Origin of the sequence: Nocardia cyriacigeorgica NBRC 100375 (genome assembly GCF_000308555.1) — a bacterium.
Classification (GTDB): Bacteria; Actinomycetota; Actinomycetes; order Mycobacteriales; family Mycobacteriaceae; genus Nocardia; species Nocardia cyriacigeorgica.
On sequence record NZ_BAFY01000306.1, the window covers coordinates 1 to 3,847 of the forward strand.

The 3,847-nt window shown below is 62.3% G+C and carries 6 protein-coding genes; 5 read left to right on the forward strand and 1 reads right to left on the reverse strand.

Translation table 11 applies throughout. The annotated features are described in order from the left end of the window. The first annotated feature begins 436 nt into the window (after positions 1-436). Positions 437-736, forward strand: a complete 300-nt coding sequence (locus RJ05_RS26225; protein WP_036541965.1) for a hypothetical protein — start codon at positions 437-439, stop codon at positions 734-736. 146 nt (positions 737-882) lie between these two features. On the opposite strand, the gene RJ05_RS30320 is transcribed toward RJ05_RS26225, so the two are convergent. Then, on the reverse strand, positions 883-1,026 hold the full coding sequence (locus RJ05_RS30320) for a TetR family transcriptional regulator (RefSeq protein WP_280179793.1): 144 nt from the start codon (positions 1,024-1,026) through the stop codon (positions 883-885). 244 nt (positions 1,027-1,270) lie between these two features. Here RJ05_RS30320 and RJ05_RS26230 point away from each other — a divergent pair, with 244 nt between their 5' ends. From RJ05_RS26230 to RJ05_RS31830, 4 genes are all read left to right on the forward strand, one after another. After that, positions 1,271-1,624: a hypothetical protein gene (locus RJ05_RS26230; protein WP_234012304.1), complete on the forward strand. Its 354-nt coding sequence runs from the start codon at positions 1,271-1,273 to the stop codon at positions 1,622-1,624. A 20-nt stretch (positions 1,625-1,644) separates the two neighbouring features. Continuing rightward, positions 1,645-1,986: a hypothetical protein gene (locus RJ05_RS26235; RefSeq protein WP_036541967.1), complete on the forward strand. Its 342-nt coding sequence runs from the start codon at positions 1,645-1,647 to the stop codon at positions 1,984-1,986. A gap of 62 nt (positions 1,987-2,048) precedes the next feature. Then, the gene (locus tag RJ05_RS26240) at positions 2,049-2,381 is read left to right on the forward strand and encodes a hypothetical protein (protein ID WP_036541969.1); all 333 of its coding nucleotides are present in this window, start codon (positions 2,049-2,051) and stop codon (positions 2,379-2,381) included. A gap of 94 nt (positions 2,382-2,475) precedes the next feature. Beyond that, the coding region (locus tag RJ05_RS31830; RefSeq protein WP_176564513.1) for a hypothetical protein at positions 2,476-3,847 on the forward strand (1,372 nt) is incomplete at its 3' end.

Genomic DNA, 3,847 nt, shown 5'->3' on the forward strand with positions numbered 1-3,847 from the left:
AACGTCATGGCCGCCGCGACTCCGACGGACGCGATCACTCGATGTGCACCACCCATGGCAACCTCCTGAACAGCTCCGTTCCCTCCGGCGGCGATCCGCCGCCTCGCCGATCGCATACCCGGGTTTCGGCTGCCTACGCGGGCGGTCCGCAATCACGCTGTTCGCTCAGCCGTCCGGTAGTCGAACGCCACGCGTGTCCGGACTGCCGAGCTATGCGCACATCGATGCCGTTCACGTCGGGTAGCCGTGTCGTCTGTGGCTCGGCACGCCCACCACGCCTGCGGCCGGGCTGTTGTGCGTACTGCACCCGCCCGCGCCGCCCGCGGCCGAATGGCGTGCGCGGCGCGGGCGGGTGCAGCACACTACTCGGGAACAGCCTCCCGATAGGGAGTAGCCGGGAGTCGGTCTCGGCGAGCGGCGGAAGGGAATCGGAGCGATGTCGATCCGCGAACGGCCGGGGCAGGCACATCTGGACAGCACACTGATCTACGGTGAGCCCTTCGAGACCGCCGACGGCGCCACCCTGATCACCGTCGCGCAACGCTACGGCCGCTTCGCCCCCGGGGTGCGGCCGGTCGGAATCTTCACCATCCGTGACGGCGCGGCCGTCTGGACGCCGGCCGTGGACGTCAACCGGATCGCACTGCTCGGCGAATGCATGGGCCTGCTCTCCGTCGTCATCGTCACCCTCGCCGTCCTGCGCCGCCCGCCCTGGCCGGACCCTGTCCCGTCGTGATCGTCGCAGGACACGCTCGATCGAATGAATGGCGCTCTACGGCAAGGCGTTTCCCCTTGACGTGGTCCGGACCTCTCCAGCTGCCCTCGAGCTGTTCGGACAAGATGCTGCTGACCGTCTGCTGGCAGGCGTGCAGCACCGTCGCACTAGACGGACCGGCCGACGTCGGCGCGGTCGATGACGTCGGTGACGGTCACGCGCTCGTAGCCGCGTTCGATCATCAACTCGATCAGCGCGCGATGCAGCAGGTCGCGGGTGCGGCGCACACGGCGATCGGGGGATTCGGCCATTCTTGTTCTTTCCGTCGGCGGGGAGATCGAACGGTGCCGGCTTCCCATCACTGGAAAATCGGGCGGAGTGTGAAAAGTTGAGGTGATACCAGCGTGTGGGAGGAGGCAGTGTGCGGATGGGACTCGGCGGTGTCCACCATGCGCATTCGGTCCATGAGATGACCGACATCTCTACTCGGGCGGCCGTGATGCGCGCGCATGGCGCTGCGAACGCCGATGGGCACCTGCCCGCTGTGTGGTAACAGTGTCCGGCAACTGGGATTTCGGGATGCATCCCGATACCGAAGCTGCGCTCGCAGGTGGTCGAGCGGCGGTACACGCCATCGATGCGGTGCTCGAACGGATCGATGGTATCCGCGCCCGTCGGCCGTCGCCCTCCGGTCGCGTCATTCCGGAGGTCGACGGGCTGGGCCGGCTGACCGACCTGTACATAGCTCCGGGCACCGTCGCGAGTACGGCGAACCCGCAGGAGCTCGTGGCCGACATCATGGCTGCCATCCGCGAAAGCGCCCTGGATGCGGTCCGTCAACATCGAATCGCTGTGGAAGAGATGCGGCCGCCCGACCTTCCCGGGGCCGTGCCCGGAGATCTGGCCTGACCGGCAGGTGAGTAACCGAGATGACGAACGTGGATGAATTCGGCGAGCACGGCGCGGTATCCGTTGCACAGGACATCCTTTACGAGGTGTTCAACCCGGATTTCTCCGTGGGCGTGGCATGTGACAGTAGTGGCATGATCGCGGGCGTACACCTCGGCGACGAAGTGTGGGCCAACAGCGATCACTGGTTGTCCTGCGAGATCGTGCGTGTGGCTCGACTCGCCTACCTCAAGTCGCGGGTCGGTCGGCGTGCGGAACTACTGGCAGCGGGGGCGGCGCCATACACCGCCGACACGTTGGGACTTCCGACGGAGTCCGACTTCCAAAGGACATTGAGAGATGAATTCGGTTCGGACTACTGATTGCGACGTGGGAACCGGATGGTCGACCTGCATCGGATGGAAGCCGGCATAACACGAGGAGAGTGTTCATCGAGATGGGTCCGGAAGGTCTGGAACACAGTTCACCCGAGACACGGAAACAAGCCAACCTCGAACGGGCGGCCGCCGAACCCGCCTACGCGAAAGCCGAAGGCGATCCCGACTGGGAGCTCAATTTCGAAGAAATGTTCGGCAAGGCGGCCAATCAGGCGCGAGGGCTGTGGGCGTACGCGATAAGTGAACGCGAGAAAAACTACACCGGCGTCGGCGACGACCGAAACCTGTCCGGCGATTATCTCGATATCACCGCGACAACCGTCGATGACAGAGATATCGATGGTGCTGCCCAGGTGCGTCGTGCCGCACGCGGGAAGTAGCGGCACCGCGCCCGTGGCTGTGCGGTATTCGAATCAGATCTGACGCTCCCGACTCGATGCAGTTCGGTGCGGTAATCACAAAGGGGCTGTGCTGGTGACTGAGCGGGAACCGAAAAAAGGTGACATCACTGCAGGCGTACTCTCCAAGGGTGACGAGCTCGGGGGAGACAAGGATGTGTGGCTCTACTCCCAGAATCAGGAGTACCGGTTCGGTGTCAAGGACGGTAATGCGGTCGTCGAGGAGGTCTCGACCGGAAGGATCGTCAACCAGCTGTCGGAGGGGAAGAACGGCTCCCGAATAAAGTTCGACGAAGAAGGTGGGTTTTTCGGCCAGCAGGGGGCCACTCGGCTGAACCTGGTGGGCGAGAAGACCGTCGAGGTGAACGGTATGGGGGGAAAGCAGGAGAGGAAAGAAGATGTAAACGTATGGGCAACAAAGGTCGACAACTCGACCTTTGACGGTCCGGCCTCCGAAGGTAAAGACTGGGAGAACGACGACGGTCATGAGCCGGACTACTTCGTGCTCACCAATGATGGTCGGATAGCTGCGATCAAGGGGGGTATCCCGAAAAGCTGGGATAAATACAACCCTGAAGCCGATACGGGCACGATCGCGGTATGGGGAAAGCCGCATCAGGGCCTGAAAGCCGGGACGAGCCCGAAAGACTACCCGCTCGAGTTCAAGCTTCCCAAGGGCGGAGAAAAGCCATCGCCTGCGCTCGGCCGCTGGGTCGATTTCATGAACTTGAAGCTGAAACACATCGGACATCAGATGGGGTCGAAGAACCCCGAGATTCCGAAATTCCTGGTCGAGGGTAAGAATAAAAAGGGTGGCACCACCCTGAAGAATGAATTCTCGGACACGTCCTATGTGAAACCTCTCGAGGGTGCAGGGGAAGCTAATAAGGCATACAAGGAAGTGAACAAGAAGATCAGTACGAAGTTCGATGAATTCAAGGAGTATGACAAACATCTGAAGAGGCTTGCGGAAAAGCTCACAAACGACAATATCGCTACCTACAAGAAGATGTACGACAATGTCGAGACCGCGAACGACGCAATTGCCACGCAGTTGACCAAAGGCGTCAAAGGCGAGAAGGACAGTACTGCCGCGGGCATTCAGAGCATTTTAGAAGAGTACCCGCTGTACGGCATCATGAGCGGCTCGGTCCAGAAATGTATGGATTTGCTCGTCGCGTATGTCGATGAGTCGGCCGCGGGCCACAAAGAACCGCCCAAGGACGGTAAGGGCGACGGCGGCAAGGACGACGGCGGTAAGGGCGACGGCAAGGACGACGGCGGTAAGGGCGACGGCAAGGACGACGGCGGTAAGGGCGACGGTAAGGACGACGGCGGCAGCAAGAGCGACGGCGGCGGCAAAGAGTCGGCGCCCACCGGTCCGGGTACGCCGACCCCGACACCGACTACCCCGGGTACGCCGACCCCGACACCGACTACCCCGGGTA

What these genes read in the sequence shown, in the direction of transcription:
- RJ05_RS26225 (WP_036541965.1), top strand. Translation starts at nt 437, where the DNA reads ATGTCGATCCGCGAACGGCCGGGGCAGGCACATCTGGACAGCACACTG.
- RJ05_RS30320 (WP_280179793.1), bottom strand. Translation starts at nt 1,026, where the DNA reads ATGGCCGAATCCCCCGATCGCCGTGTGCGCCGCACCCGCGACCTGCTG.
- RJ05_RS26235 (WP_036541967.1), top strand. Translation starts at nt 1,645, where the DNA reads ATGACGAACGTGGATGAATTCGGCGAGCACGGCGCGGTATCCGTTGCA.